Source organism: Streptomyces sp. NBC_00414 (genome assembly GCF_036038375.1).
Lineage (GTDB): Bacteria > Actinomycetota > Actinomycetes > Streptomycetales > Streptomycetaceae > Streptomyces.
This window is the reverse complement of record NZ_CP107935.1, coordinates 5,855,866-5,882,671: the sequence shown is the minus strand read 5'-3', so window position 1 is coordinate 5,882,671 and position 26,806 is coordinate 5,855,866. Positions and strand designations below refer to the sequence as shown.

Below are 26,806 nucleotides of genomic sequence, written 5' to 3'. Positions count from 1 at the left end.
TCGGGGGCGTGGGGAACGGCGCGACCCACCCCCACCGCCCCGCACCCGCGAACCGACCCCGGGCCCAGCCCGTCTCAGGGGCGCGGGGAACTGCGCGACAAACTCCCACCGACCCGCGCCGGAGAATCGACCCCTGGCCGGCCGGCCCCGGGCGCAACCCGGCCCGCCGCAAGCTGCTCCGCGAACGGCACCACGTCGAAGCCCCCGACCCGGACGGACTCCTTCCGCGCCGAAGGTCCGGGCACGGGCCCGGGTGCAGGTCCGGGCACAGCCCCACCGATCCCCACCAGCGCGACCAACTCCCCCGCAGCCCGCTCGATCCGCTCGGCCAGCCCCTCCGCCCCCCAGTCCTCCGAAGCGGCGTAGACCCCGGTCGGCACGACCACCGCCCGCAGATACGCGAACAGCGGCCGCATCGCATGCTCCAGCACCAGCGAGTGCCGAGCCGACCCCCCGGTAGCGGCGACCAGCACCGGCTTCCCCACCAGCGCGTCCCGCTCCAGCACGTCGAAGAACGACTTGAACAGCCCGCTGTACGAGGCGGAGAAGACCGGCGTCACGACGATCAGCCCGTCCGCACCCGCCACCGCGGACAGCGCGGCCCCGAGCGCCGGCCCGGGAAACCCGGTGGTGAGGTTGTGCGCGATCTCGACCGCGAGGTCACGCAGCTCGACCACCTCGACCTCGGCCGGGGCCGCCGCGGGGGCGCGCCCCACGACGGCCGCGGCGAGCCGGTCCCCCAGCAGCCGCGTGGACGAGGGAACACTCAGCCCCGCCGAGACGACGACAAGCTTCATGACGCGGTCACCTCCTGACCTGCGGCGGTGCTTGCGGCGGCGGCGACCCGAGCCGCATGCGTAGGCGCCTCCGGCACCCCGGCCGCCCGCCCCTTGGCGAACTCCTCGCGCAACACCGGCACGACCTCCTCGCCCAGCATGTCGATCTGCTCCAGCACGGTCTTCAGCGGCAGCCCGGCGTGGTCGACGAGGAACAACTGCCGCTGGTAGTCACCGGCGTAGTCCCGGAAGGCCAGCGTCTTCTCGATGACCTGCTCCGGCGAGCCGACCGTCAGCGGGGTCTGCTCGGTGAAGTCCTCCAGCGACGGCCCGTGCCCGTACACCGGCGCGTTGTCGAAGTACGGCCTGAACTCCCGTACCGCGTCCTGCGAGTTGCGCCGCATGAAGATCTGCCCGCCGAGCCCGACGATCGCCTGCTCCGGCGTGCCGTGCCCGTAGTGCGCGTACCTCGACCGGTACAGCTCGACCATCTGCTTGGTGTGGTCGGCCGGCCAGAAGATGTTGTTGTGGAAGAACCCGTCGCCGTAGTACGCGGCCTGCTCGGCGATCTCGGGCGAGCGGATGGAGCCGTGCCAGACGAACGGCGGTACGCCGTCCAGCGGCCGGGGCGTCGAGGTGAACGACTGCAGCGGCGTACGGAACTTGCCCTCCCAGGTCACCGTCTCCTCGCGCCACAGCCGGTACAGCAGGGCGTAGTTCTCGACGGCGAGGTTGATGCCCTGGCGGATGTCCTTGCCGAACCAGGGGTAGACCGGGCCGGTGTTGCCGCGCCCCATCATCAGGTCCACGCGCCCGTCGGCCAGGTGCTGGAGCATCGCGAAGTCCTCCGCGATCTTCACCGGGTCGTTGGTGGTGATGAGGGTGGTGGAGGTGGAGAGGATGAGGTTCTCGGTGCGGGCGGCGATCCAGCCGAGCATGGTGGTCGGCGACGACGGCACGAACGGCGGGTTGTGGTGCTCGCCGGTGGCGAAGACGTCGAGCCCGACCTCCTCGGCCTTCTGCGCGATCGCGACCATGGCCTTGATCCGCTCATGCTCGGACGGGGTCCGGCCCGTGGTGGGGTCCGGCGTGACGTCGCCGACGCTGAAGATCCCGAACTGCATGGCTACCTCATCCTCCGCAGGTTGTTTACGATTCAACTATACCCGCAAACGAGCCCTGCGCCCGGACTATTCCCTCCCCCCCCTCCCGCCGAGGCCCGCCCCCGACCGACGGACACAGCGACGCATCCACCCGCGGCCCGGCGGGGGGCGCGCAGTTCCCCGCGCCCCCAAAAAGCCCCCTCAAGGCACCAGCACCAACCGCCCCCGCACCCCACCCCCCGCAAGCCGTGCATGCGCCACCCCCGCCTCACCCAGCGCATACGTGCCGGCTACCCGCGCACCCAGCACCCCCGAATCCACCAGCCCCACCAGCTCCGCAAGCCTCCCCCCGTCGGCGGCCACCTCGACCACCCCGACCCGCACCCCCCGCACGGCCTCGGGCGCGGCACCCGGGATGACCCCCACGTACGTACCGCCGTCCCGCACCCACTCCAGCGCCGCCCCGCCGAGAACCGCCGCGTCCAGCACCGCCTCCACGCTGCCCGCCCCGACCGGACCCGAGACGAACCGGTCCGCCCCCAGCGACCGTACGAACTCCTCGTCGGCCGCGCGGGCGAGCCCGGTCACGGCCATCCCCCGGTGCGCCGCGAGCTGAACCGCGTACCCGCCGACCGCCCCCGCCGCCCCCGTCACCAGCAGCTGCCCGCCGGGCCGGAGGTCCAGCAGGTCCAGGGCCTGGGCGGCGGTGAGGGCGTTCAACGGCACGGTGGCGGCGTGCACCGCGTCGACGGACGCCGGCGCCGCGGCCACCGCGTCGGCGTCCACGACCACGTACTCGGCATGCGTACCGAGAGGCTTGACCGCTCCGTGGTGGAGCGCGACCACCTCGTCGCCCGCCTTCCAGGCAGCCGCCCCCTCGGTCCCCACCGAGTCCACCGTGCCGGCCACATCCCACCCCAGTCCGATCGGCCCGTCCGAACCCCCGAACACACCCGCGCGGACCCCCGCGTCGACCGGGTTCAGCGCGGCCGCCGCGACCTTGATCCGCACCTGCCCGGCGCCCGGCTCGGGCACCGCCGTCTCCACGACCCGTACGACCTCGGGACCGCCGAAGTCCGTGACGACTGCTACGCGCATGGCAACTCTCCCCGTTTACAGATGATTCGCTGTTGATTGCCCAGGTATCTGACCTGTTGCAACAACCCTAGGAAGAGCTACTCTCTTTTGGTAAGTAGGCACCTGAAGGTGCGTACGTCACCGGGAGGTACGCGAACGATGGCGACCACGACCGCGGCCCAGCGGCGCGAACAGGCACGGGTCGAGTACGACGCGTTCGTCAGGAACTGCCCGACCAACCAGCTGCTCGACCGCATCAGCGACAAGTGGGTCAGCCTGGTCGTCTGCGCGCTCGCCGAGGGCCGGATGCGCTACAGCGACCTCGGGCGCAAGATCGCGGGCGTCAGCCCCAAGATGCTGACGCAGACGCTGCGTTCACTGGAGCGTGACGGCCTCCTGACGCGGACGGTCACCCCGGCCGTGCCGGTGCGCGTCGACTACGAGCTCACCCCGCTCGGCACCAGCCTGTTCCACCTGCTCGGCGCCGTGAAGGACTGGGCGGAGGCACACATCGAGCAGGTGAACGAGGCCCGCGACCAGTACGACGCGAGCTAGAACACGTATCGAGCGGACGTATCCAGCAGACGTGGTCAGAAGACGTCGTCAGAAGACGTAGCTGTCGCCGGTGTCCAGGACCAGCACCTCCTGCCGGTCGTTGCGGTGGTTGCGGTCCACCGCGCCGCCGCCCCACACCGTGTCGATGCCCAGCCGCACCTCCGGCGGCTCGCCCTTCAGCCGTACCGTCATGGTGAGCGTCCGCCCCCAGCCGTCCGCCGGCAGCACACCCGTCCGGCACAGCACGGTCCGCGCCCCCGACCGGGCACAGCCGGCCGGCAGCCGCTGGTCGTCCGCGAGCGGGGCCGACCAGCGCAGCCGGACCGTCGCGTCGGCGACCCCGAAGGGGCCGTGGTTCTGCGGGGTCATCCGCAGCTCGACCCGCCCGCCGTCCATCCACAGCCGCCCGTGAAAGGCGAGATCGGCTTCGGGCGCCACCGCCGACGAGGCCGCGACCGCCGGGCCGGCGACCGCCAAGACACCGACCGTGGCCGCGGTGGCCGCCACAGCCGCTGCCGTCCCCAGCACACCAAGAATCCGCATGTGTACGTCCTCCGCGTCGGCCCACGAGCTTGTTCCCCGACCCCGCAGGTCGACGGGGTCAACGCATGTATGCCACCCCGGCCGCCCGACAGGCGCCGCCCATCAGGTGAGACGTCCCGCCCGTCCGTTCCGGCCGCCCGCCTATCCTGGCCGGTGAAGCAATCGACCGTACGAGCGAGCGGCGGCCGCAGGTCGCAGCGCCCGCCCCCCTCCCCCGAGGAGCAGCCCATGACCGCCGCCGCATCCGCCGCGCCCGCCGCCGCGTCCCGTATCGCCGTCGTCACCGGCGCGAGCAGCGGAATCGGTGCCGCGACGGCCCGGCAGCTGGCGGCCGCGGGTTACAGGGTGGTCCTCACCGCCCGCCGCAAGGACCGTATCGAGGCGCTCGCGGAGGAGATCACCACGGCGGGCGGCCAGGCGACGGCGTACGCGCTGGACGTCACCGACCGCGCGGCGGTCGACGAGTTCGCGACGGCCTTCAAGAAGATCGGCGTCCTGATCAACAACGCGGGCGGCGCGCTCGGCGCCGACCCGGTCGCGTCCAGCGACCCCGCGGAGTGGCGCCAGATGTACGAGACGAACGTCATCGGCACGCTCAACGTCACCCAGGCCCTCCTCCCGGCGCTGACCGCGTCCGGCGACGGCACGGTGGTCGTCGTCTCCTCGACCGCGGGCCACGGCACCTACGAGGGCGGCGCCGGCTACGTGGCCGCCAAGCACGCCGAGCACGTCATCGCCGAGACCCTCCGTCTGGAGATCGTCGGCACCCCGGTCCGGGTGATCGAGATCGCCCCCGGCATGGTCAGGACCGACGAGTTCGCGCTGACCCGCTTCGGCGGTGACGCCGAGAAGGCGGCGAAGGTCTACGCCGGAGTGGCCGAACCCCTCACCGCCGAGGACGTCGCCGAGACGATCACCTGGACGGTGACTCGCCCCTCGCACGTCAACATCGACCTGCTGGTCGTACGGCCCCGGGCCCAGGCCTCCAACACGAAGGTCCACAGGGAGCTGTAGTGCCGGCTGCCCGGCCCGCCACCGTCCTCGTCCCCGTACCGGCAGATTCATCACCGGCACATTCATGCTGCATGAATCCAGTTGCCGCACCTGGATCCGTGCAGCATGAATGGACTAACCCTTCACACACACGACCTGCTTCAGCTTCGCCACGACCTCGACCAGATCCCGCTGCTGGTCGATGACCTGCTCGATCGGCTTGTACGCGGCCGGGATCTCGTCCACGACACCGGAGTCCTTGCGGCACTCCACGCCCCGCGTCTGCTCCTCCAGGTCCTTCGTCGAGAAGCGCTTCTTGGCCGCGTTACGGCTCATCCGCCGCCCCGCCCCGTGCGAGGCCGAGTTGAAGGCCTTCTCGTTCCCGAGCCCCTTCACGATGTACGAGCCGGTGCCCATCGAGCCCGGAATGATGCCGAACTCTCCGGAGCCCGCGCGAATGGCGCCCTTGCGGGTGACGAGGAGATCCATTCCCTCGTACCGCTCCTCGGCCACGTAGTTGTGGTGCGCACTGATCTCCGGCGCGAAGGCGGGCTTCGCCTTCTTGAACTCCTTGCGGATCACGTCCTTCAGAAGCGCCATCATCAGCGTGCGGTTGTACTTCGCGTATTCCTGCGCCCAGAAAAGGTCGTTGCGGTACGCCGCCATCTGCGGAGTGTCCGCGATGAAGACGGCGAGGTCGCGGTCGATCAGTCCCTGGTTGTGCGAAAGCCGCTGAGCGATACCGATGTGGTGCTCGGCCAGTTCCTTGCCGATGTTCCGGGACCCGGAATGCAGCATGAGCCAGACCGTGCCGTCCTCGCTCAGGCAGATCTCGACGAAGTGATTGCCCGATCCGAGCGTCCCCATCTGCTTCGTGGCGCGCCCCTGACGGAACTTCACCGCGTCGGCGACCCCGTCGAACCGCTCCCAGAAGTCGTCCCACCCGCCGGTGGCGAGGCCGTGGAAGCGTCCCGGATCGACCGGGCCGTCATGCATCCCCCGCCCGACCGGAATCGCCTGCTCCACCTTCGACCGCAGATGGGACAGGTCGCCCGGCAGGTCGTTGGCCGTCAGGGACGTCCTGACCGCGGACATCCCGCAGCCGATGTCCACCCCGACCGCCGCGGGGCACACCGCCCCCTGCATCGCGATGACCGACCCGACCGTCGCACCCTTTCCGTAGTGCACGTCCGGCATGACGGCCAGGCCCTTGATCCACGGCAGCGTGGCGACGTTCCGGAGCTGCTGCATCGCCACGTCCTCCACCGACGCCGGGTCCGCCCACATACGGATCGGAACCTTCGCGCCCGGCATCTCCACGTACGACATATCGCCCTCATTCCCCCGCAGAACCAACAGAAGTCTTAAATCGCAAAACCGGCGCCAAGGCCAACGTTTGGGACAACGGACCGGCATCCACGGCAGTGCGTGCGATACACATTGTCTTCAGGGCCCACCCCCGTGCGGCAACCGAATAACCACAGGACACCCTGGTCGCGAGCACAGCCGAGCGACCTGTCGAGAGGAGCCTCCCCGTGCAGCGGAAGGCGTACGTACCCGGCGTCGCCGCGCTCCTCGCGGCGCTGCTGGCCGGCTGCACCGGCGGATCGCCGGACGGCGGCGACGACGACCCGAAGCCGGGCGACACGGCGACGACGGCCACCGCGGCGCGGCCCGGCAAGTACCGCACGCTCCCGGAGCCCTGCGGCGCGGTGTCGCAGAGCACGCTGGACTCGCTGCTGCCGGGCATCAAGCAGCTGGCGGACGAGGAGCAGCGCGAGAAGGCGTACGAGGGCACGGCGACGGTCACGTACGACACGGACCGGAAGGTCGGCTGCCACTGGAAGGCGGAGTCGGGGACCGCGACGGACCATCTGCTGGTGGATTTCGAACGGGTGGTCTCGTACGACAACGCGGTGAGCGACGACGACCGCGCCACGGAGATCTACGCGAAGAAGGAGACCGCGGCGGACCTTCCGGCACCGGTCGCCACCTCATCCGATTCGCCCGAATCATCCGGTTCGACCGACTCGCCCGATGCCTCAGAGTCCGCCTCGGGTTCAGGTTCGGGTTCGGAGGAGTCGGATTCCGGGGCGACCCCCGACTCCGGCACGTCCGGGACGCCCGACGACGCGAGCGGTGACGGTGACGGCAGCTCCTCCGCGGACCCCTCCGGCAGCGGCGCCCCGGGTTCCACCCCGACCGCCCTCCAGCCCCGCACGCTCGACGATCTGGGCAACGCCGCGTTCCTCGACGACGCGCTGAACGACTCCAAGCGACGCACGGTGACTGTGGTGTTCCGCACGTCCAACGTGGTCGTGACCATCCAGTACGACGAGCAGCCGGCGACCACGACGGACGTCCCGAGCAGCGAGGACATGCAGGACAGGGCGCGAAAACTGGCGGGTCAGCTCGCCGAGTCGTTCAACGACTAGGGACGTTCGGCGGGGGTTTCGGCCTAGGTGGAACCTGAGCCGCTTCTGTCCCGTTCGGGCTACCGTGGCTCCTCGGACCCGACCGAGTGCGCCCGGCAGAGAACGCGGCCGTCCGCACGTACACCCGAGCGTCTTGAGTGAAGGAACCATGCACCGATCCGTACAGCGACACCGTCAGCGACTCACCCGCGTCCTTGTCGGGGCGGCCGCAGTCCCGGTGATGCTCGTCGCCTCCGGCTGCTCCTCGGACTCCGGCGACGGCTCCGGCGACGACGCGAAGAAGGACTCCGGCTCCTCGGCGTCGCCCTCCGCCACGAAGGCGGGCGTGGTGGTGAAGGAGGCGACGTACGAGAAGCTTCCCGACTCGTGCAAGGTTCTCTCGTCGAAGACGTTGAAGGAGCTTGTCCCGGAGGGCGCCAAGTCCGGCAAGGAAGGCAAGTCGGAGGACCTCACCACGCGCGGCAACTGCTCCTGGGACAGCCTGGACAACAAGGGCGTGAAGGGCTCGCAGTTCCGCTGGCTGAACGTGTCGCTGCTGCGTTTCGAGTCGGACCAGACCCGTGGCACGGGCGAGAAGCTGGCCTCGGAGTACTACGCGAAGCACGCCGAGGACGCGCGTTCGGTGGAGGACGCGAAGAACACCAAGTCGCAGCCGGTGTCCGGCACGGGCAACGAGGCGACGCTGGTGACGTACTACCTGAAGAAGAAGGAAGGCACCTTCAGGCAGCAGACGCTCGTGACGCGCGTGGAGAACGTCGTCGTGACGCTCGACTACAACGGCGCGGGCCTGGCGGGCGACGACTCCCCGAAGGCCGCCGACCTGTCGAAGGCCACGGAGAAGGCCGCGAAGGAGGCCGTGCAGGCGGTCGTGACCGCCAACGGCGGCGGTGACGGGGCCGGATCCGAGTCGGACGCCGACCCGTCCGCGAGCAAGGGCGCGGACGCGAGCCCGTCCCCGAGCAAGAGTGCCGGATCGAGTTCCGGCAAGGGTTCGGACCTCGGCGGCGGCTCCGACGACAGCACGAGCGCCGGCGGGTCCGCCACCAGGAAGAGCTGACACAGGGCCCGAGTTCGGGGTCGCGGCGTCCATTTCGACTGCCGTCCCACTCGCAGCCCGACCAGGACATTTGGCGGAGCCCGGCCCCCACGGAGGCCGGGCTCGACCCGTACCGGGCATCCGCACCCCGTACACATGTGCCACTCTGTTGCGCGCAACACGTCGTTATGGGAGGGGAGTACGGGTGGCCGCGCCTATCGAGCTCACCAAGACGCACAAGATCCTCATCGGAGTGGTCGTCTTCGGAGCGGTCGTCATCGCAGCTATCGGCTTCGCCGGTTCCTACGCGGCGGTGCGCGAACTCGCCCTGCAGAAGGGCTTCGGGAACTTCAGTTACGTGTTCCCGATCGGCATCGACGCGGGCATATGCGTCCTGCTCTCCCTCGATCTGCTCCTCACCTGGATCAGGATCCCGTTCCCGCTGCTGCGCCAGACGGCGTGGCTGCTGACGGTCGCGACGATCGCGTTCAACGGCGCGGCCGCCTGGCCGGACCCGCTCGGTGTGGGCATGCACGCGGTCATCCCGATCCTGTTCGTGGTCTCCGTGGAGGCGGCCCGGCACGCGATCGGCCGGATCGCGGACATCACGGCCGACAAGCACATGGAGGGCGTGCGCCTCACCCGCTGGCTGCTCTCCCCGCTCCCCACGTTCCTCCTGTGGCGGCGGATGAAGCTGTGGGAGCTGCGCTCCTACGACCAGGTCATCAAGCTGGAGCAGGAGCGGCTCGTCTACCAGGCGCGGCTGCGCTCCCGCTTCGGCCGCGCCTGGCGCCGCAAGGCCCCGGTGGAGTCCCTGATGCCGCTGCGGCTGGCCCGTTACGGCGTGCCGCTGGCGGAGACGGCCCCTTCGGGTCTGGCGGCGGCGGGCATCGAGCCCGCGCTGCTGCCCCCGGCCCCGCAGCCCGCCCTGGAACCTGCCCTGGAGCCCGCCGCGGCCGAAGGCGGTCGCACCCAGGTGACGGCACCCGCCGCCCGGAACGACGCGGCAGCCGCCCGGGTCCGGCAGCCGGCTCCCGAGGGCGACGAACCCCCCGAGCCGCCGGACGACATCGAGCCGCACAATCCGTGGCTCCAGTCCCGGGACCCCCAGTCCGTCGCGTACCAGGGCGGCTACGACCCGACGTACGACCCGGAGAGCGCGTACACCGAGACGTACTCGGACCAGCAGCGGGCCGAGGAGTTCGAGGCGCAGCAGCGATTCCGGGACCAGCGGCGATTCCGGGACCAGCGCCAGTTCCAGGACCAGCGCCAGTTCGAGCAGGAGACCTTCCCGCAGCAGCAGTACGAGGAGCAGTCGGCCGCCGCCCCGGAGCCCTCCCCCGAGCCCTCCATGGAGGACACCGGTACCTTCCCGATCCCGTCCGGGCCGGGCCGTACCCGCGAGTTGGGCTCGGGCGGCGGCACGGAGCCGACCGAGGAGGACTACTACCTGGTCTTCAAGAAGTCGATAGACGGCAGCTACCCGACCTCGGGCCAGTTCCGGGGCAATGTGGAGGACACGTTCGGCACCACGCTCCCGCAGCGCGATGCCGACCGGATGGTCAACCGTTTCACCAACCGGCATACGGCGGAGCTCCAGGAGGACCACATCGCCTAGGAGTCGGCAGACGCCCACGCGGCGCGTACGTGAGAGGGGGCGCCCGGAGATCTCCGGGCGCCCCCTCTCACGTACAGGCAGGCCAGTACGGCGAGCCAGTGAGTACTGCCGCCGTTTACTCCCCGAGCAGCTTCCTCACCCGGTCCTGGCCCACGGCGAGAAGCAGGGTGGGCAGGCGCGGGCCGGTGTCACGACCCACCAGCAGGTGGTAGAGCAGCGCGAAGAACGTCCGCTGGGCGACCTTGATCTCCGCCGGGAGTTCCTTGGGCGTGGCGTCGGCGGAGAAGCCCGCCTGGACCTTCGGAACGCCGTAGACGAGATGCGTGAGCCCGTCCAGCGACCAGTGCGTGTCGAGACCGTCGAGCAGCAACCGCAGCGAGGCGCGCCCCTGGTCGTCGAGGGACTCGATGAGCTTGGTGTCGACCTCGTCGCGGACGACGGTGCGCTGGTCGGCGGGGACCTGGGTGTTGATCCAGGCCTCGGCCTTGTCGAGCCGCGGCCTGACCTCGTCGAGCGAGGTGATCGGGTCGGCGGGGTCCAGCTCGCTGAGGATGCGCAGGGTCTGGTCCTCGGCGCCGGCGGTGATGTCGGCGACGGAGGCGAGGGTGCGGTAGGCCATCGGCCGGGGCGTCGGCGGCAGCTCGCCCGCCGCGGTGCCCACCGCGCGCGCGTAGGCGGCGACGTCCCCCGGCAGGGCGGAACCGTCGGCGACCTTGCCGCCGAGCTTGTCCCACTCGTCGTAGAGCCGCTGGATCTCCTGGTCGAAGGCGATCTTGAACGACTGGTTGGGCCTGCGGCGGGCGTAGAGCCACCGCAGCAGCTGCGGCTCCATGATCTTCAGCGCGTCGCCAGGAGTGGGCACTCCGCCCTTGCTGGACGACATCTTCGCCATCCCGGAGATCCCCACGAAGGCGTACATGGGCCCGATGGGCTGCTTGCCGCCGAAGATGCTCCCGACAATCTGTCCGCCGACCTGGAAGCTCGACCCGGGAGACGAGTGGTCGACCCCGCTCGGCTCGAAGACGACACCTTCGTACGCCCAGCGCATCGGCCAGTCGACCTTCCAGACCAGCTTGCCGCGGTTGAACTCGCTGAGCCGGACGGTCTCCGAGTAGGCGCACTCCGTGCAGCTGTACGTCAGCTCGGTGGTGTCGTCGTCGTAGGCCGTGACGGTGGTGAGGTCCTTGCCGCAGCCACCGCAGTACGGCTTGTACGGGAAGTACCCGGCGGACCCGGTGCCGTCGTCCTCGGCGGCCGCTCCGGACCCCTCGGCGGCCTCCAGCTCGGCCTCGTCGAGGGGCTTCTGCGACTGCTTCTTCGCGGGGGCCTTCTTGGTCCGGTACTGGTCGAGGATCGCGTCGATGTCCCCGCGGTGCTTCATCGCGTGCAGGACCTGCTCGCGATAGACGCCCGAGGTGTACTGCTCGGTCTGGCTGATCCCGTCGAACTCGACGCCCATCTCGGCGAGCGCGTCGACCATCGCGGCCTTGAAGTGCTCGGCCCAGTTCGGGTACGGGGAGCCCTTGGGGGCGGGTACGGAGGTCAGGGGCCTGCCGATGTGCTCGGCCCAGGACTCGTCGACCCCCGGAACGCCGTTCGGCACCTTCCGGTACCGGTCGTAGTCGTCCCAGGAGATCAGGTGCCTGACCTCGTGGCCGCGGCGGCGGATCTCGTCGGCGACCAGGTGCGGGGTCATGACCTCGCGCAGGTTGCCGAGGTGGATGGGGCCGGAGGGGGAGAGTCCGGACGCGACGACGATCCGTTTGCCCGGGGCTCGGCGCTCCGACTCCTCGATGACCTCATCCGCGAAACGGGAGACCCAGTCGGTGGTCTCGGTGCTCTGAGCCACGATCGGCACGCCTTCTTTCCTACGACTGACACGGCTGACCGTGCCATTGTCCCAGCTGGGCCCTCAACCACGAAAACGCCTTTCGGGGGCTCCGCCCCCGAACCCCCGGTCCTCAAACGCCGGACGGGCTGAGACGAAAGCCGGCCGGACTGAGATGCAGCCGCCCGGGCGGCAACCTTCAGCCCGCCCGCGAATCTCCCAGCCCGTCCGGCGTTTGAGGACGAGCGCGAAGCGCGATATCGGGGGGCGAGGGGGCGCAGCCCCCATGCAGTGACGGGAAGGGTAGGGGCGGCGGGGGCGAAAAACCCCTTTACCCACCGTGGGATACTGGCCGCACCCACCCGTACCCACGAGGAGAACGGCTCCCACCCCATGGCCTCGGTCACGTCCCTCACCGCCCACGTCCACCAGCGCCTGACGGACGCGCTCACGGCAGCCCTGCCGGAGACCGCGGACGCGGACCCGCTGCTGCGACGCAGCGACAGGGCGGACTTCCAGGCCAACGGAATCCTCGCCCTGGCGAAGAAGGCGAAGGCCAACCCCAGGGACCTCGCCACACAGGTCGTCGACCGGGTGGTCACGGGTGACCTGATCAAGGACATCGAGGTCTCGGGCCCCGGCTTCCTGAACATCACGGTCACCGACCGGGCGATCACCCAGACCCTCGCGGACCGCGCCACGGACCCCACCGACCGCCTCGGCGTGCCGTTCGCCGAGCACCCGGGCACGACGGTCATCGACTACGCCCAGCCGAACGTGGCCAAGGAGATGCACGTAGGCCACCTCCGCTCCGCGGTGATCGGCGACGCGGTCGTGCAGATCCTGGAGTTCGTCGGCGAGACCGTCGTACGGCGGCACCACATCGGCGACTGGGGCACCCAGTTCGGCATGCTCATCCAGTACCTGGACGAGCACCCGCACGAGCTGGACCGCAAGACCCCCGAAGGCGCCGCGGACGGCACGGCGGAGACGGGCGAGGAGGCGATGTCGAACCTCAACCGCCTCTACAAGGCCGCCCGCACGCACTTCGACTCCGACGAGGAGTTCAAGACGCGGGCGCGCCGCAGGGTGGTCGACCTCCAGGCCGGCGACCCGCACACCCTCGCCACCTGGCAGCGGTTCGTGGACGAGTCGAAGGTCTACTTCTTCTCGGTCTTCGAGAAGCTGGACATGGAGATCCGGGACGCGGACATCGTCGGCGAGTCCGGCTACAACGACATGCTGGACGAGACCTGCCGCATCCTCGAGGACTCAGGCGTGGCGGTCCGCTCCGAGGGTGCCCTGTGCGTGTTCTTCGACGACGTCAAGGGCCCGGACGGCAACCCGGTCCCGCTGATCGTGAAGAAGTCGGACGGCGGCTACGGCTACGCGGCGACCGACCTGTCCGCGATCAGGAACCGCGTCTTCGACCTGAAGGCGGACACGCTCCTGTACGTGGTCGACGCGCGGCAGTCCCTGCACTTCAAGATGGTCTTCGAGACGGCTCGCAGGGCGGGCTGGCTGAACGAGGACACCAAGGCGCAGCAGCTGGCCTTCGGCACGGTCCTCGGCAAGGACGGCAAGCCGTTCAAGACGCGTGAGGGCGAGACGGTCCGGCTGGTGGACCTGCTCGACGAGGCGATCGACCGTGCCACGACGGTGGTCCGCGAGAAGGCCGAGAAGATGGGCCTGTCCGAGGAGGAGATCGTCGAGAACGGCCGGTTCGTCGGGGTCGGCGCCGTGAAGTACGCGGACCTGTCCACGTCGGCCGTCCGGGACTACAAGTTCGACCTGGACCAGATGGTGTCGCTGAACGGCGACACGAGCGTGTACCTCCAGTACGCGTACGCCCGTATCCAGTCGATCCTCCGCAAGGCCGGGGACGCGCGTCCGCTGGCCCACCCGGAGCTGGCGCTGGCTCCCGCGGAGCGTGCGCTGGGGCTGCACCTGGACCAGTTCGGCGAGCTGCTCCTGGACGTGGCCGCGGGCTACGAGCCGCACAAGCTGGCCTCGTACCTGTACCAGCTGGCGTCGCACCTGACGACGTTCTACGACCAGTGCCAGGTACTGAGCGACGCGAACCCGAAGGAGGTCGTCGAGAACAGGCTGTTCCTCGTCGATCTGACGGCCCGCACGCTGCACCGGGGCATGGCGCTGCTCGGTATCAGGACGCCCGAACGCCTCTGAGCTCCTTCACCCGTTCGGGTGAGCGGCTGGTGAAGGCGTGCACGCCTCCGGCCGCTCCCCGCTCGGACCTGCCTCCGACCTCTCTCCGACCTGCCTTTCCGTGCATGTAAGGGCCAAAGGTTGAGCCGTCCGGGTGCACCCCGGAGTATGCGATGCTGCGGGCCGCCGACCCCGACCCCGGGGTTCGCGAGCCTCGCCGAACCGCACGCTGGGAGCGCAATGAGCACTGCACTGCCCTTCTCCATCACTCCGGCCGTCCGGAGGGTGTTCGCCAGTCATGCTGCCTCTTGTTGAGACCGGCGAGGAGCTGTACGAGGTCGTCCGGGACGAGGCCCTGCTGCGGCCGGCCGTGGCGGACCTCTGCGAGCGCCTCGGCCTGATCCCGAAGCAGATGGTCCGCTACATCGAGGGCTCGCTCCCCGTGTACTCCATCGGCGCCGCGCACGTACTGAAGCTGTTCCCCGCCTTCGAGAAGCTCGAAGCCCGGCGCGAGGAGCGGATGCTCAGCCATGTGTACGGCAAACTGCCGGTCCCCACACCGCAGTTGCACTCGGCCGGCGCCTACAAGAACGGCTGGTCCTTCGTCCTGATGTCCCGGCTGCCCGGGGAGAGTCTCGCGCAGGCGTGGCCGCGGATCCCGGCGGCGGAGCAGGACCGGATCGTCACGGAGGCCGGTGAGACGCTCGCGGCGCTGCACGCGCTGAGCCCCGCGCCGCTGGCCGGCCTCGTCGGTCCGTCGGACTGGGGCCTGTTCGTCGACTCGCAGCGCGCGGACGCCGTGGAACTGCAGCGCGAGGCCGGGCTGTCGAAGGAGTGGCTCGACCAGATCCCCTGGTTCCTGAGCTCGGTACCGCTGGCCGCCCCGGCGCGACGGGTGCTGCTGCACACCGAGTTCATGCGCGAGCACCTGACCGTGGACCCGGACGGCTGGCGTCTGACGGGCCTGTTCGACTTCGAACCGGCGATGGTCGGCCACCCGGCCTACGACTTCGTGAGCGTCGGCCTGTTCGTCACGTGCGGGCAGCCCCGGCTCCTGAAGCGGTTCTACGAGGCCTACGGGCGAACGCCGTTCGACCCGCACACGCTCATGGCGTACACGCTGCTGCACGTCTACAGCGACCTGCCCTCGTATCTGCGCATGTTGCCCGGACCACCGGAGCCGACGCTGGACTCGCTCGCGCACACGTGGTTCGGCACCGACTGAGTGAGCGCCCGTTGTCAGTGGCGGGCCCTAAAGTCACGGGCATGGCGACTCTTCCGAACCAGCTGCCGACGCTCGCGGCAGACCCGACCGGTCGCTCGATCGGTCTCGACCTCCCGCCCGGTGCCCTGCTCGACACGACGGTCGACGGCACCTGGGACGAACCGCTGCTGTGGCGGGCCGACGCTCCGGCGGCGCCGGGCGACTGGCTGCGGCTGGCGTCCGCGCGCCGCACGGCAGGTCTGTACCCGGTCCTGGTCTGCGGGCGCACGGGCAGCGAACCCCACCCGGACAAGTGGGAGTTGGACCCGGACCGGGTTTCCTATCCGGGCGACCACGACGCCGAGGAGGTGCTCGCGGAGCTCTGGGAGGAGTACGCGGCCGAGGCGGAGGACACCGACTGGCCCGGCCTCGCCGCGGCGGGCGTATTGGACGTCGATCCGGACGTGTGGGCCGCCGAGGTGACGGACGCCCTCGTGGGCGGGGCGGGCCCGCTGGCGGAGCCGCGGCTCGCGCTCGTCCGGGCCCGTCGCAGCGCGGACATCCCGGCCGCCATCGGCTGGTGCGGTCCGGTCAACCTCACCGACGACGTGGCGGAGCTGTGCGCAGTCCTGCGTTCCTGGGAGGACCGCTTCGGCATCCGGGTCGTGGCGCTCGGCTTCGACCAGCTGGTCGTCTCCGTCGCGGCCCCGCCCCGGACCCTGGCCGAGGCGGAGGCGATAGCCGCCGAGCACTACGCGTTCTGCCCGGACAACATCGAGCAGAGCAGCAACGACTCGCTGCGGGCGTACGCCGAGCACGAGGTGCTCGGCGCACGCTCCTGGTCGTTCTGGTGGGACTGACCGACCGTCCCCGACGACCGCGAGCGGCCTGTCGGAGCTCGGCTCAGGGCTTGCGGCCGGTGACCGCGTACACGTTGATGTCCGCGTCCGTCACGTCGTTGATGTCGCGGTAGCGGACCTTCTCGATGTCGTCGAGGCCGTCGAGGTAGCCCTGCTCGGGCTGCTCGGGCACGGGCGCCGCGTTGTCGGGCCGCCAGTGGTGGGCGGGGACCACGCCGGGCTCGTCCACCTCAAGCCCGTTCTCGGTGAGGAACCGCTCGACCTCCGCCTTCGTACGCAGCACGAAGGTGAAGCCCCGCTCGGTGTACGTCCGCTGGACCGCGCGGACGTTCTCGGCGTTGAGGTCCTCGGTGAGATGGCTGAGCACGAGCCGGCTGCCCGAGGGCAGCGCCTCGACCAGTTCGCGGACGATCGGGTAGGCCCGCTCGTCCTCGACGAAGTGCAGGATCGCCACGAGCGCCAGGGCGATCGGCTGGTCGAAGTCCAGGGTCTTCGCGGCGCCTTCGAGGATCTGGGCCGGGTTCTGCAGATCGGCGTCGATGTAGTCGGTACGGCCCTCGGGCCCGCTGGTGAGCAGGGCGCGCGCGTGGGCGAGGACGACCGGGTCGTTGTCGACGTACACGACACGGGAGTCGGGGGCGATGCGCTGGGCGATCTGGTGCACGTTCTCCTGGGTCGGCAGCCCGGTGCCGATGTCCAGGTACTGCCGGATGCCCTCTTCGCCCGTCAGCGTGTTCACGGCCCGGCGCAGGAAGTCGCGGTTGTGCCGGACGTCGAGGTAGCCGCGCGGGTTGGCGGCGAGCGCGGCGGCGGCCGCGGCCCGGTCCACCGGGTAGTTGTCCTTGCCCCCGAGGAAGACGTCATAGACACGGGCCGGGTGTGCCTTGGTGGTGTCGATCCTCCTTCTCAGCTCGGCGGGGTCCTGGCTGAGAGCATCACCGGGCATAGAGCCTCTCCCTGGAGAGTCGCGTCAGTCAACGGGCAACAACCTAACTCGCAGGGTGACTTGATAGTGCCCCGATTCCGGGATCCACAGGATGGATCGGCCTTTTGGGGTTTTGCCCGACACCGATCCGGGCAGAGACAGGCGCTCAGCCGGGGACATCGGGCTCGTACTCGTTGCGCCCCCAGGCGGAGTCACCGAGCGGGTAGTTGTACGCGGGCCGTCCCACGTTCCCGCTCGTCCGGAAGGGATTGCCGTTGTCGTCGACGCGAACGGTCCCCTTCTTGGTCCCGCTCGACCACTCCAGCTCCAGATACCAGCTCACGTTGTGCGTCCGGGCGTCCGCGAAGATGTAGAAGACCTCGGGGTCGGACTCGCTCACCTTGTACGGGAAGTCCCGCTGCCCGGCCCTGGGCGAGGTCCCGGGCCGCCCGGCGTCGAGGTTCACCCCGAACGACGTGGTCTGCACACCGCCACCGCAGCCGACGCCCATCTCGAAGTCGTTCCAGGCGAGCGGTGCGCTCTTCTCGACCACCCGCACATGCAGGTCCTCCAGGACGACGGTGGCCTTCCCGGTGCCCTGGACGGTCAGCGCGAGCATCTGCTGTCCGGCGGCGACCCCGCCGAGCGCGGTGACCCACCCGCGCGCGTCGGGCTCGCTCGGCGGCGGGGGCACGGACTCGGCCTCGCGGTCGACGAGGTAGTGCTGGCTGCACGGGTCGTCCCACTTGTAGGGGTTGACGGCGACGATGGGCGCGGTGGCACCGTCGGCGACTCCCGCGTCGCGCCCCGGCCCGGCCCCACCGCTGCGGGAGGCGGAGGGCGAGTCGGACGCCGTGGGACTCCCCGACCGCGAGGCGGAAGGCGAGGCCGATCCGCCCTTCGCGTCGGCGGACCTGCCTGCCCCCGGGCTGCCGTCGGCGGACCGGGCGGCCCCCACGGACTGCTTGCGGCCCTCGCCGTCATCGCCTCCGCCGGACACGAGATTCACCACGAGCGCCGCCGCCACGACCGCGGCGACGACGGCGGCTCCGGCGAGGACGACGGTACGCCGCCGCCGCAGGACCGGAACATCGGAGACACCCGGAGCGGCGGGCTCGTCGGCGGCGGGAACGGCCGAAGCGACAGAACCGGCGGACAGGTCCGGCACATCGGCGACGCCCGGAGTGTCCCGGCCGGCCACCGGCTCCGCACGCTCCCTCTCCCCCTCTTCCACCTCCTGCGCGGGCTCCCCCGCCGCGGCGACGGCGGTCTCGGTCACGGCGGGCTTCTGCTTCCGCCGCGCATCCGCGAGAACCCACCGCCGGTGCAACTCCACCAGTTCCCCGGGGGTCGCCCTGCACAGCCGCGCGAACCGCTCGACCGGCGCGTAGTCCGTCGGCACGGCATCCCCGTTGACATACCGGTGGAGCGTGGACGCACTCGTGTGGAGCCGCTTCCCGAGCACCCCGTAACTGAGCCCGGACCGCTCCTTCAGCTGCCCCAACAGCTCCGTGAACTCGTCCCCCGCCACCGTTCCCACCTCTCACCACGTCCCGGATCCACATTCCAGGGGTAGGTCGTTTCCCCTGATCAGAGCCCTTGCGGCCGTTCCAGCGTCCCGGAAAACCCGGCAGGTCTCACGGCCGGGACGGATCTCCGCACAAGCTTGGGCCATCCAAGCACGCCGCTCCCGGCACCCGGTCGAGCGGTCCGTGCCACCACCCGTACCGCATCAGGGGGATCACCCATGTCCGCACGTACCCACCGCACTCGTCTGCTCGCCGCCGCGCTCACGGTCGCCACCCTGTCCCTGACCGCGTGCGACAACGGCGAGGGCATCCGTGAAGAGGGCATGTCGGCCGACCGCTCGTCCACGGCGCCCTCGTCCAAGGAGAGCGAGCGGACGTCCGACGACAAGGATCAGGCCGACCCGGTGGGCTCATCCGCCGAGGGCGACAAGGGCTCCTCGACCACCAAGGCCCCCTCGACCTCGAAGAAAACGAAGAACACGAACAGGAACACCGCCACCCTCACCCCCTGCACCGACATCCGTACGGCCGCCACCGTGGTCTCGCGCCCCCTCAACCACCTCCTCCTCACCGTCACCAACACCGGCTCGAAGAACTGCGACCTGACCGGATACCCGGCAGTGCGCCTGGGCGCGGCCCAGTCGGTGCCGCCGGCCTTCGAGGACTCCAAGCCACAGGCGGTGGTCACGCTGGCCCCGGGCGAGTCGGGCTACGCGGGCGTGCTCCTCTCGGCGGCGGACGGCAGCGGCTCGGACGGCTACACGGCCAAGTCGCTGACGTTCTACCTCGACGCGGCCTCGCAGACGCCCGCCAGGCCGTCGCTCCCCGCCAAGGGCGTGTACGTGGACGACTCGGTCCGGGTCTCGTACTGGCAGGCGGCGATGGGCGACGCCCTCTCCTGGTGACCGCGGAAGGTGTGACGGCCCGGCCCTCAGGGGCACCGTCTCGCCGGGGTCGCCCGGCAGGCGCCCGCAGAAGCCCTTCTGGACGGGCAGGCCGCCCTGCTCCACACGCTGGATCGAGATGAGTCTGTCGATCGGTGTGTGCCCGTCCGCGTCACCGCCGAAGTCAGGGCCACCGAGCACCCGCCAGGCCCGGAACCACATCAGGGGCAGCACGTACAGCCCGAAGACGCACGCCTACCAGGGCACCTTCCCCTGCAGCGCGACCTCGGTCCCGGGGCCCGCAGAAACCCGAGCACCGGCAGCCGCTGGAACTCACGGTCCCGCAGGCGGCTCAGCATGTCGGTCACCGACGAGCCCCAGCACGGGAATCCCGTCCCGGTCGGGCACTGCACCGGGCAACTCGCCCTTACGGGGCCGGGGCCACCCCAAGCAACGCACAGCTCACACCCACCCGCCCCCACCGCACCCCATACACGGCCCCCCGGCGCAGCGCGGCTCCCAGGCCCCTCAGCGCAGCTTCTGAGCCACCTCGGTGGCCCAGTACGTGAGGATGCTCCGAGCCCCGGCCCGCCGGATCCCGGTCAACGACTCCAGGATCGCCTGGTCACGATCGATCCACCCCTTCTCCGCGGCGGCCTCGATCATCGAGTACTCCCCGGAGATCTGGTAGGCGACGACGGGCACGTCCACCGAGTCGGCGACGCGCGCGAGGATGTCCAGATAGGGCCCCGCGGGCTTCACCATCACCATGTCGGCGCCCTCTTCCAGATCGAGCGCCAGCTCCCGCATCGACTCCCGGGCGTTCGCGGGGTCCTGCTGGTACGTCTTCCGGTCACCCTTCAACGACGACCCGACAGCCTCGCGAAAGGGCCCGAAGAAAGCGGACGAGTACTTGACGGTGTAGGCGAGCACGGCCACGTCCTCCCGCCCGATCTGATCGAGGGCATCACGAACAACCCCGACCTGACCGTCCATCATCCCGCTGGGCCCCACCACGTGGGCACCGGCGTCGGCCTGCACCTGAGCCATCTCGGCATACCGCTCCAGGGTGGCGTCATTGTCCACACGCCCTTCCCCGTCCAGCACACCGCAGTGCCCATGATCGGTGGTCTCATCAAGACACAGATCGGACATCACCAACAGCTCGTCCCCGACCTCACTGCGCACATCCCGAAGGGCAACTTGCAGAATTCCCTCGGGATCGGTCCCGGCCGAGCCCACGGCATCCTTCTTGGCCTCCTCCGGCACACCGAACAGCATGATCCCGGAAATCCCCGCAGCCACCGCATCCGCAGCGGCCTTCTTCAGACTGTCCCGGGTGTGCTGCACGACGCCGGGCATCGCGGCAATGGGCACGGGCTCGGAAATACCCTCACGCACAAAAGCGGGGAGGATGAAATCAGCGGGATGCAGCCGGGTCTCGGCGACCATGCGCCGCATCACAGGACTGGTCCGCAGCCGTCGCGGCCGGCTGCCGGGAAAGGATCCGTACGTCGTCATACGACCACGCTACGCCCGCCCCGGAACCACCTTTGCCGACGCCAAGTCGGCAGCCCACCCGGAGGCGAACAGCCCCGCGGCCGCCCACGAACCGGAGCGGGCCGTGCCGGTACGTCGAAGTCCGTCGCATAGGGCTCCTGCAAGAAACCCCACACTCCCAGGCGTACAGCAGTACACCCGGAAGGCGACGGACTCGACGTACCGGCACGGCCCCGACCCCAGGACAACACCCCCGCGAGCCCCACACCTACGTGGTGGTACGCCTCCGCCGGGACCCAGGCCGCCGCTCGCTCGGCCGGGTGACAGGATCCCCGGCCTCAAGGGCGGAAGCCCGCCGCCGAAGCCCGAACTCCGCCAGAGCCTCGGCCAGCCGATGCACGGAAGGCTCGGGCGACATGACGTCGACGCGCAGCCCATGCTCCTCGGCGGTCTTGGCAGTGGCGGGCCCGATACAAGCGATCACGGTCACGTTGTGCGGCTTCCCGGCGATACCCACCAGATTCCGCACAGTGGAGGACGAGGTGAACAGAACAGCGTCGAACCCCCCACCCTTGATCGCTTCACGGGTATCGGCAGGCGGCGGCGAAGCACGCACGGTCCGATAGGCAGTGACGTCGTCGACCTCCCAGCCCAACTCGATCAGCCCGGCAACCAACGTCTCGGTGGCGATGTCGGCCCGAGGCAGAAAGACCCGATCGATCGGATCAAAAACAGGATCGTAAGGAGGCCAGTCCTCCAACAACCCCGCAGCGGACTGCTCACCACTGGGCACCAGATCAGGCTTGACCCCAAAAGCGATCAGCGCCTTGGCGGTCTGCTCACCCACGGCGGCGACCTTGATCCCGGCGAAGGCACGCGCGTCGAGCCCGTACTCCTCGAACTTCTCCCGCACGGCCTTGACGGCGTTGACCGAGGTGAAGGCGATCCACTCGTACCGGCCCGTCACCAGACCCTTGACCGCCCGCTCCATCTGCTGGGGCGTACGCGGCGGCTCGACAGCGATGGTCGGCACCTCGTGCGGCACGGCCCCGTACGACCGCAGCTGGTCGGAGAGCGAGGCCGCCTGCTCCTTCGTACGCGGCACGAGCACCTTCCAGCCGAACAGCGGCTTGGACTCGAACCACGAGAGCTGCTCGCGCTGAGCGGCGGAGGAACGCTCACCGACCACGGCTATCACCGGCCGCCCGCCCTCGGGCGAGGGCAGCACCTTGGCCTGCTTCAGCGTCTGCGCGATGGTGCCGAGCGTGGCGCACCAGGTCCGCTGCCGCGTGGTGGTACCGGCGACGGTGACGGTCATAGGGGTATCGGGCTTACGCCCGGCAGCCACGAGCTCACCCGCGGCGGCCCCCACGGAATCAAGAGCAGCGGAAACTACGACGGTCCCGTCGGACGCCCCGACCTCGGTCCAGCACCGCGCGGACGCGGTACGGGCGTCGACGAATCGCACGTCCGCGCCCTCGGCGTCCCGCAGCGGCACACCCGCGTAAGCGGGCACACCCACAGCGGCGGCAACCCCGGGCACGACTTCGAAAGGCACACCCGCGGCAGCGCAGGCGAGCATCTCGCCGGCGGCGTACGCGTCGAGTCCGGGGTCACCCGAAACCGCACGGACGACCCGCCTGCCGCCCCTCGCGGCCTCCATGACAATATTGGCCGCGTCCTTCGACGCGGGGATGCCAGAGGTGGTTGACGTGCCGTCAACTACCTTCAGCTGAGGCGTGTCCGGGCTCGCGCCCGTATCGGTGTCGAGCACGGTGACGTTTCGTCTGGCGTGCGTGCGGACGACGTCGAGCACTTCGGGTTCGGCGACCAGGACATCAGCGTTCCCCAGCGCCTCCACGGCGCGCAGAGTCAGCAGTCCCGGATCACCGGGTCCGGCACCGAGGAAGGTGACGTGCCCGTGTTCGAGGCCGATGGGAAGGGTGGTGGGGCTCAATGTACTCGCTCCCCCATCAGACCGGCCGCGCCCTTGGCAAGCATCTCGGCAGCGAGTTCACGGCCGAGCGCCATTGCTTGGTCATGTGTCTCGGGCACGGGACCGGTGGTGGACAACTGCACCAGCGTCGAGCCGTCGGTCGTGCCGACGACGCCGCGCAGGCGCATTTCCTTGACAATCTGCCCGTCGGCCAGAAGGTCGGCGAAGGCACCCACAGGTGCGCTGCAACCGGCCTCCAGGGCGGCGAGCAGGGACCGCTCGGCGGTCACGGCGGCCCGGGTGTACGGGTCGTCGAGCTCGGCGAGCGCAGCGACGAGGTCCGCGTTGTCCGCGGCGCACTCGATCGCGAGGGCCCCCTGGCCGGGGGCGGGCAAAATTGTGTCGACCGGCAGAAAATCGGTCACTTCATCGGTCCGTCCGACGCGCTGCAGTCCGGCGGCGGCGAGCACGACACCGTCCAGCTCGCCACTCCGCACGAACCCGATGCGCGTATCGATGTTCCCGCGGATCGGAACGGTCTCGATCGTCAGCCCGTGGTCACGCGCGTACGCGTTCAGCTGGGCCATGCGACGCGGCGAGCCGGTACCGATCCGCGCCCCGTTCGGCAGTTCGGCGAACGTCAGGCCGTCCCGTGCGATCAGTACGTCACGGGCGTCCGCGCGGACGGGTACGGCGGCCAGCGCGAGCTCGTCGGGCTGCCCGGTCGGCAGGTCCTTGAGGGAGTGCACCGCGAAGTCGACCTCCCCGCGCAGCAGCGCGTCCCGCAGGGCGGTCACGAAGACGCCCGTGCCGCCGATCTGCGCGAGGTGTTCACGGGACGTGTCCCCGTAGGTCGTGATCTCCACGAGCTCGACGGGCCGTCCGGTCACCTGGCTCACGGCGTCCGCCACCTGCCCGGACTGGGCCATGGCGAGTCTGCTCCGCCTGGTCCCGAGCCTCAGTGCCTGCTCAGTCATGCTCGCCCTCGGTTTTCGGCGCTCTCGAAGTTGTTGTCGGAAACTCTGCTGCCGACAACGCGCCCGCTGTCGCCAAACCCACCGTCGCCACGACGCCCGTCGCCCACACCACTGGCGATGCCGACACCGCCGGCGGTACCGGTGTCGGCGTCCCGCCCCTCGGCCCGCGAAACAGCGGCGACCGTCTCCTGGTCCAGGTCGAACAGGGTCCGCAGCGCGTCCGCGTACCCGGCACCGCCGGGCTCGGCGGCGAGCTGCTTGACCCGTACGGTCGGCGCGTGGAGCAGCTTGTCCACGACGCGTCGCACGGTCTGCGTGATCTCGCTGCGCTGCTTGTCGTCGAGGCCGGGCAGCCGTCCGTCGAGCCGGGCGATCTCGCCCGCGACGACGTCGGCCGCCATCGTGCGCAGCGCCACGACGGTCGGAGTGATGTGGGCGGCCCGCAGTGCGGCGCCGAAGGCGGCGACCTCGTCGGAGACGATCCGTCGCACCTGGTCCACGTCGGCGGCCATGGGCGCGTCGGCGGAGGCCTCGGCGAGGGACTCGATGTCCACCAGCCGCACCCCGGGCAGCCGGTGCGCGGCCGCGTCGATGTCACGGGGCATGGCGAGGTCGAGCAGCGAAAGCACGGGCGTGGGCCGGGGTACGTCGGCGACGGGCTCGGGCCGGCGCCGCTCGGGCACCCGTCCGACGGTGGCCGAGACGGCGGCGAGCGCGGCGATGGCCTCGGCCTCGGCGGCGGGATCGAGGACGGCGTCGGAGCCGGCGGGCGCCTCGGACGCGGTCGTCGAACCCGCGGAGACCCCCTTGTCGACCCAGGCGGCGTGCTGTTCCAGTTCGGCCGCGGCCATCCCTGCCACGGCGGCCTCGCCGAGCACGGAGAACCCGGCGGTGCCCTGCACGGCGGAGAGGTCGAGGGGACAGTTCTCGTCGGTGCCGACGCTGGTGGGCGGCAGCTCGCCCCGCGCGACGGACGCACCGGGACGAGCGGAGCCTCCGGTCGCACCGCGCGTACCGGCGTCCGGGGCGGACGGACGGGCCGTACGCCCCTCCATCGCCGTCGAGACGACCTCGGCCGTGAGGACGAGACCGGTCGCGCCGGTGCACGACACGACGACATCGGCACGTGTCAGTTCGTCGGCGACCGCGTCGATCGGCACCGCACGGGCCACCACGTCCGTGCCGCCCCGCTCGTCCGAACGCTGTCCGTACTGCTCCACGAGGAGCGTGGCGAGCCGCTCGGCCCGGTCGAACGTCCGGTTGGCGACGACCACTTCGGCCACGCCCGCGCGCGCGAGGGTGGCCGCGGCCAGTGAGGACATGGAGCCGGCGCCGATCACGAGGACCCGCTTGTCCCGGGCCCAGGCGTCGACCTCGGTGCCGGCGGCGAACTGCTCAAGGCCGAAGGTCACCAGGGACTGCCCGGCCCGGTCGATGCCGGTCTCGGAGTGAGCGCGCTTGCCGACCCGCAGCGCCTGCTGGAAGAGGTCGTTCAGCAGCCGGCCGGCCGAGTGCAGCTCCTGCGCGGTGGCGAGCGCGTCCTTGATCTGGCCGAGGATCTGTCCCTCGCCGACCACCATCGAGTCGAGCCCGCACGCCACCGAGAACAGATGGTGGACTGCACGGTCCTCGTAGTGCACGTAGAGATAAGGGGTGAGCTCCTCCAGTCCGACCCCGCTGTGCTGCGCGAGCAGCGTGGAGAGCTCGGCGACACCGGCGTGGAACTTGTCCACGTCGGCGTAGAGCTCGATCCGGTTGCAGGTGGCGAGAACCGCGGCCTCGGTGGCCGGTTCGGCGGCGACCGTGTCCTGCAACAGCTTGACCTGGGCGTCCGCGGACAGCGCGGCACGCTCCAGGACGCTGACCGGAGCGCTGCGGTGGCTCAGCCCGACGACGAGGAGACTCATGCCGGCATCACGGCGGGGACGTCCCCGTCGGGCCCTTTCCCGGCCCCCTTGGCCGCCGCGGCCTCGGCCTCGGCGGCGAGCACGGCGTCGGCCTGCGCCTCGGCCTCCTCGCCGGCCTTGCGCTGCTCGTGGAAGGCGAGGATCTGCAGCTCGATGGAGAGGTCGACCTTGCGCACGTCGACGCCGTCCGGCACGGACAGCACGGTCGGCGCGAAGTTCAGGATGGAGGTCACACCGGCGGCGACGAGCCGCTCGCAGACCTGCTGTGCGGCTCCGGCGGGGGTCGCGATGACACCGATCGACACACCGTTGTCGTCGATGATCTTTTCCAGCTCGTCGGTGTGCTGCACGGGGATCCCGGCGACGGGCTTCCCGGCCATCGCGGGATCGGCGTCGATCAGCGCCGCGACCCGGAACCCGCGTGAGGCGAACCCGCCGTAGTTGGCCAGGGCCGCACCGAGATTTCCTATCCCGACGATCACTACCGGCCAGTCCTGGGTCAGGCCCAGCTCGCGGGAGATCTGGTAGACGAGATACTCGACGTCGTAGCCCACACCGCGCGTTCCGTACGACCCGAGGTACGAGAAGTCCTTGCGCAGCTTGGCGGAGTTGACCCCTGCCGCGGCCGCGAGTTCCTCGGAGGAGACCGTGGGTACCGAGCGCTCCGACAGAGCGGTGAGGGCTCGGAGATACAGCGGAAGCCTGGCGACGGTGGCCTCGGGAATCCCTCGGCTGCGGGTCGCCGTTCGGTGAGTTCGGCCAGTTGCCACGGTGCTCCTGCGGGTAGCGCGGGGCTTCAGGCGGTCACACGTTCCTGGACCGCCCCGTCGAATGCAGGCTATGTCTTTGTGAACGCGTGCACAAAGATGGTGTCCGATTTGCCCGGCCAACGTGACCGGGGTCACGCACCCCCGGCGCACCCGTACGGAACCGGCGCACACGCGCCTTCGTTCC

The 26,806-nt window shown here is 70.3% G+C and carries 22 protein-coding genes; 9 read left to right on the top strand and 13 right to left on the bottom strand.

Annotated features, from left to right (window positions below; translation table 11 throughout):
- Positions 1 to 74 precede the first annotated feature (74 nt).
- From OHS59_RS25555 to OHS59_RS25545, 3 genes are all read right to left on the bottom strand, one after another.
- Positions 75 to 797, bottom strand: a complete 723-nt coding sequence (locus OHS59_RS25555) for a CE1759 family FMN reductase (protein WP_328495726.1) — start codon at positions 795 to 797, stop codon at positions 75 to 77.
- Complete coding sequence (locus OHS59_RS25550) at positions 794 to 1,900, bottom strand: LLM class flavin-dependent oxidoreductase (RefSeq protein WP_328495725.1); 1,107 nt, start codon at positions 1,898 to 1,900, stop codon at positions 794 to 796. The genes OHS59_RS25555 and OHS59_RS25550 overlap by 4 nt, the downstream gene beginning before the upstream one ends.
- Before the next feature lie 180 nt (positions 1,901 to 2,080).
- Complete coding sequence (locus OHS59_RS25545) at positions 2,081 to 2,977, bottom strand: NADP-dependent oxidoreductase (RefSeq protein WP_328495724.1); 897 nt, start codon at positions 2,975 to 2,977, stop codon at positions 2,081 to 2,083.
- A 138-nt stretch (positions 2,978 to 3,115) separates the two neighbouring features.
- On the opposite strand from OHS59_RS25545, the gene OHS59_RS25540 reads away from it, so the two are divergent.
- Positions 3,116 to 3,511, top strand: coding sequence for a winged helix-turn-helix transcriptional regulator (locus OHS59_RS25540; protein ID WP_328495723.1), 396 nt, complete (start codon positions 3,116 to 3,118; stop codon positions 3,509 to 3,511).
- 48 nt (positions 3,512 to 3,559) lie between these two features.
- On the opposite strand, the gene OHS59_RS25535 is transcribed toward OHS59_RS25540, so the two are convergent.
- Positions 3,560 to 4,054: a hypothetical protein gene (locus OHS59_RS25535; RefSeq protein ID WP_328495722.1), complete on the bottom strand. Its 495-nt coding sequence runs from the start codon at positions 4,052 to 4,054 to the stop codon at positions 3,560 to 3,562.
- Between the two features lie 228 nt (positions 4,055 to 4,282).
- On the opposite strand from OHS59_RS25535, the gene OHS59_RS25530 reads away from it, so the two are divergent.
- A complete protein-coding gene (locus tag OHS59_RS25530) occupies positions 4,283 to 5,068 on the top strand; it encodes an SDR family oxidoreductase (RefSeq protein WP_328495721.1) in 786 nt (261 codons plus the stop codon).
- A gap of 114 nt (positions 5,069 to 5,182) precedes the next feature.
- On the opposite strand, the gene OHS59_RS25525 is transcribed toward OHS59_RS25530, so the two are convergent.
- Positions 5,183 to 6,376 carry an RtcB family protein gene (locus tag OHS59_RS25525; RefSeq protein WP_328495720.1) on the bottom strand — a complete coding sequence of 398 codons (1,194 nt, stop codon included), beginning with the start codon at positions 6,374 to 6,376 and terminating at the stop codon, positions 5,183 to 5,185.
- Between the two features lie 206 nt (positions 6,377 to 6,582).
- Here OHS59_RS25525 and OHS59_RS25520 point away from each other — a divergent pair, with 206 nt between their 5' ends.
- The 3 genes from OHS59_RS25520 to OHS59_RS25510 all read left to right on the top strand — a co-directional run bounded on the left by OHS59_RS25520 (position 6,583) and on the right by OHS59_RS25510 (position 10,136).
- Positions 6,583 to 7,482, top strand: coding sequence for a DUF3558 domain-containing protein (locus OHS59_RS25520; RefSeq protein ID WP_328495719.1), 900 nt, complete (start codon positions 6,583 to 6,585; stop codon positions 7,480 to 7,482).
- A gap of 148 nt (positions 7,483 to 7,630) precedes the next feature.
- Positions 7,631 to 8,539, top strand: coding sequence for a DUF3558 domain-containing protein (locus tag OHS59_RS25515; protein ID WP_328495718.1), 909 nt, complete (start codon positions 7,631 to 7,633; stop codon positions 8,537 to 8,539).
- A gap of 184 nt (positions 8,540 to 8,723) precedes the next feature.
- Positions 8,724 to 10,136 carry a DUF2637 domain-containing protein gene (locus OHS59_RS25510; RefSeq protein WP_328495717.1) on the top strand — a complete coding sequence of 471 codons (1,413 nt, stop codon included), beginning with the start codon at positions 8,724 to 8,726 and terminating at the stop codon, positions 10,134 to 10,136.
- 115 nt (positions 10,137 to 10,251) lie between these two features.
- Here the strand turns inward: OHS59_RS25510 and lysS are convergent, their stop codons facing one another.
- The gene (lysS, locus tag OHS59_RS25505) at positions 10,252 to 11,994 is read right to left on the bottom strand and encodes a lysine--tRNA ligase (protein WP_328495716.1); all 1,743 of its coding nucleotides are present in this window, start codon (positions 11,992 to 11,994) and stop codon (positions 10,252 to 10,254) included.
- A gap of 363 nt (positions 11,995 to 12,357) precedes the next feature.
- On the opposite strand from lysS, the gene argS reads away from it, so the two are divergent.
- From argS to OHS59_RS25490, 3 genes are all read left to right on the top strand, one after another.
- A complete protein-coding gene (argS, locus tag OHS59_RS25500) occupies positions 12,358 to 14,151 on the top strand; it encodes an arginine--tRNA ligase (RefSeq protein WP_328495715.1) in 1,794 nt (597 codons plus the stop codon).
- Between the two features lie 277 nt (positions 14,152 to 14,428).
- Positions 14,429 to 15,355, top strand: a complete 927-nt coding sequence (locus tag OHS59_RS25495) for a phosphotransferase family protein (RefSeq protein ID WP_328495714.1) — start codon at positions 14,429 to 14,431, stop codon at positions 15,353 to 15,355.
- A 41-nt stretch (positions 15,356 to 15,396) separates the two neighbouring features.
- Complete coding sequence (locus OHS59_RS25490; RefSeq protein ID WP_328495713.1) at positions 15,397 to 16,194, top strand: DUF4253 domain-containing protein; 798 nt, start codon at positions 15,397 to 15,399, stop codon at positions 16,192 to 16,194.
- A gap of 43 nt (positions 16,195 to 16,237) precedes the next feature.
- On the opposite strand, the gene OHS59_RS25485 is transcribed toward OHS59_RS25490, so the two are convergent.
- Complete coding sequence (locus OHS59_RS25485) at positions 16,238 to 17,140, bottom strand: SAM-dependent methyltransferase (RefSeq protein WP_328495712.1); 903 nt, start codon at positions 17,138 to 17,140, stop codon at positions 16,238 to 16,240.
- A gap of 145 nt (positions 17,141 to 17,285) precedes the next feature.
- The gene (locus OHS59_RS25480) at positions 17,286 to 18,650 is read right to left on the bottom strand and encodes a helix-turn-helix domain-containing protein (protein ID WP_328495711.1); all 1,365 of its coding nucleotides are present in this window, start codon (positions 18,648 to 18,650) and stop codon (positions 17,286 to 17,288) included.
- Positions 18,651 to 18,866: 216 nt separating this feature from the next.
- Here OHS59_RS25480 and OHS59_RS25475 point away from each other — a divergent pair, with 216 nt between their 5' ends.
- Complete coding sequence (locus OHS59_RS25475) at positions 18,867 to 19,553, top strand: DUF4232 domain-containing protein (protein WP_328495710.1); 687 nt, start codon at positions 18,867 to 18,869, stop codon at positions 19,551 to 19,553.
- A 507-nt stretch (positions 19,554 to 20,060) separates the two neighbouring features.
- Here the strand turns inward: OHS59_RS25475 and hemB are convergent.
- The 5 genes from hemB to OHS59_RS25450 all read right to left on the bottom strand — a co-directional run bounded on the left by hemB (position 20,061) and on the right by OHS59_RS25450 (position 26,622).
- Positions 20,061 to 21,053: a porphobilinogen synthase gene (gene hemB, locus OHS59_RS25470; RefSeq protein ID WP_328495709.1), complete on the bottom strand. Its 993-nt coding sequence runs from the start codon at positions 21,051 to 21,053 to the stop codon at positions 20,061 to 20,063.
- A gap of 247 nt (positions 21,054 to 21,300) precedes the next feature.
- Positions 21,301 to 22,989, bottom strand: coding sequence for a bifunctional uroporphyrinogen-III C-methyltransferase/uroporphyrinogen-III synthase (locus OHS59_RS25465; protein ID WP_328495708.1), 1,689 nt, complete (start codon positions 22,987 to 22,989; stop codon positions 21,301 to 21,303).
- Positions 22,986 to 23,945, bottom strand: a complete 960-nt coding sequence (gene hemC / locus OHS59_RS25460; protein WP_328495707.1) for a hydroxymethylbilane synthase — start codon at positions 23,943 to 23,945, stop codon at positions 22,986 to 22,988. Before hemC ends, OHS59_RS25465 begins: the two co-directional genes overlap by 4 nt.
- Entirely contained in the window at positions 23,942 to 25,852 is a 1,911-nt protein-coding gene (locus OHS59_RS25455; RefSeq protein WP_328495706.1) for a glutamyl-tRNA reductase, read from the bottom strand. The genes hemC and OHS59_RS25455 overlap by 4 nt, the downstream gene beginning before the upstream one ends.
- On the bottom strand, positions 25,849 to 26,622 hold the full coding sequence (locus OHS59_RS25450) for a redox-sensing transcriptional repressor Rex (RefSeq protein WP_107020825.1): 774 nt from the start codon (positions 26,620 to 26,622) through the stop codon (positions 25,849 to 25,851). The genes OHS59_RS25455 and OHS59_RS25450 overlap by 4 nt, the downstream gene beginning before the upstream one ends.
- Positions 26,623 to 26,806: the final 184 nt, after the last annotated feature.

Coding starts and splice junctions, on each gene's coding strand:
- OHS59_RS25555 (WP_328495726.1), bottom strand. CDS start 797: ATGAAGCTTGTCGTCGTCTCGGCGGGGCTGAGTGTTCCCTCGTCCACG.
- OHS59_RS25550 (WP_328495725.1), bottom strand. CDS start 1,900: ATGCAGTTCGGGATCTTCAGCGTCGGCGACGTCACGCCGGACCCCACC.
- OHS59_RS25545 (WP_328495724.1), bottom strand. CDS start 2,977: ATGCGCGTAGCAGTCGTCACGGACTTCGGCGGTCCCGAGGTCGTACGG.
- OHS59_RS25540 (WP_328495723.1), top strand. CDS start 3,116: ATGGCGACCACGACCGCGGCCCAGCGGCGCGAACAGGCACGGGTCGAG.
- OHS59_RS25535 (WP_328495722.1), bottom strand. CDS start 4,054: ATGCGGATTCTTGGTGTGCTGGGGACGGCAGCGGCTGTGGCGGCCACC.
- OHS59_RS25530 (WP_328495721.1), top strand. CDS start 4,283: ATGACCGCCGCCGCATCCGCCGCGCCCGCCGCCGCGTCCCGTATCGCC.
- OHS59_RS25525 (WP_328495720.1), bottom strand. CDS start 6,376: ATGTCGTACGTGGAGATGCCGGGCGCGAAGGTTCCGATCCGTATGTGG.
- OHS59_RS25515 (WP_328495718.1), top strand. CDS start 7,631: ATGCACCGATCCGTACAGCGACACCGTCAGCGACTCACCCGCGTCCTT.
- argS (WP_328495715.1), top strand. CDS start 12,358: ATGGCCTCGGTCACGTCCCTCACCGCCCACGTCCACCAGCGCCTGACG.
- OHS59_RS25495 (WP_328495714.1), top strand. CDS start 14,429: ATGCTGCCTCTTGTTGAGACCGGCGAGGAGCTGTACGAGGTCGTCCGG.
- OHS59_RS25490 (WP_328495713.1), top strand. CDS start 15,397: ATGGCGACTCTTCCGAACCAGCTGCCGACGCTCGCGGCAGACCCGACC.
- OHS59_RS25485 (WP_328495712.1), bottom strand. CDS start 17,140: ATGCCCGGTGATGCTCTCAGCCAGGACCCCGCCGAGCTGAGAAGGAGG.
- OHS59_RS25475 (WP_328495710.1), top strand. CDS start 18,867: ATGTCCGCACGTACCCACCGCACTCGTCTGCTCGCCGCCGCGCTCACG.
- hemB (WP_328495709.1), bottom strand. CDS start 21,053: ATGACGACGTACGGATCCTTTCCCGGCAGCCGGCCGCGACGGCTGCGG.
- hemC (WP_328495707.1), bottom strand. CDS start 23,945: ATGACTGAGCAGGCACTGAGGCTCGGGACCAGGCGGAGCAGACTCGCC.
- OHS59_RS25455 (WP_328495706.1), bottom strand. CDS start 25,852: ATGAGTCTCCTCGTCGTCGGGCTGAGCCACCGCAGCGCTCCGGTCAGC.